We start from the raw sequence: 381 nt of genomic DNA, 5'->3' as shown, positions 1-381 counted from the left end.
CTCGAGCGCCGACGGCGGCAGCGGCACCTCCGGTCCGTACTCGGCGACCAGATCCTCGAGGCCGATGCCGTGCTGCTCGGCGATGGTCTGCTCGAGCTGTTCGATCCGCAGCGCGGCCTGCGCCCGAGCCACCTCGTCGCGGTGCACGGCGTCGGTCAGTGCGGTCATCTGGGCGGTGTACTGACGCACCCGTTCCTTCACCGTCTCGAGTTGCCCACTGCGCTCGGCGCGTTGGCGGGTCAGCTCGTCGCGGTGCCCCGCGGCGGCGGCGACGACCGTCTCGAGGTGCGCGGCCACCCGTTGCCCCGACTCCGCCACGGCCGCCGCGACGGCCGCCGCATTCTGCCTGGCGGCCATCGCCCGCTCCGCCCGTGCCCGGGC

1 protein-coding gene is annotated in these 381 nt (G+C 74.8%); it reads right to left on the bottom strand.

All coding sequences use genetic code 11. The features are described from left to right. On the bottom strand, nt 1–357 hold a 357-nt coding region (locus AC1DYG_RS20580), incomplete at its 3' end, for a hypothetical protein (protein ID WP_477641684.1). Nucleotides 358–381: the final 24 nt, after the last annotated feature.

Source organism: Pedococcus sp. P1_H8 (assembly GCF_056405175.1).
This window is presented reverse-complemented; position numbering and strand designations above follow the sequence as displayed.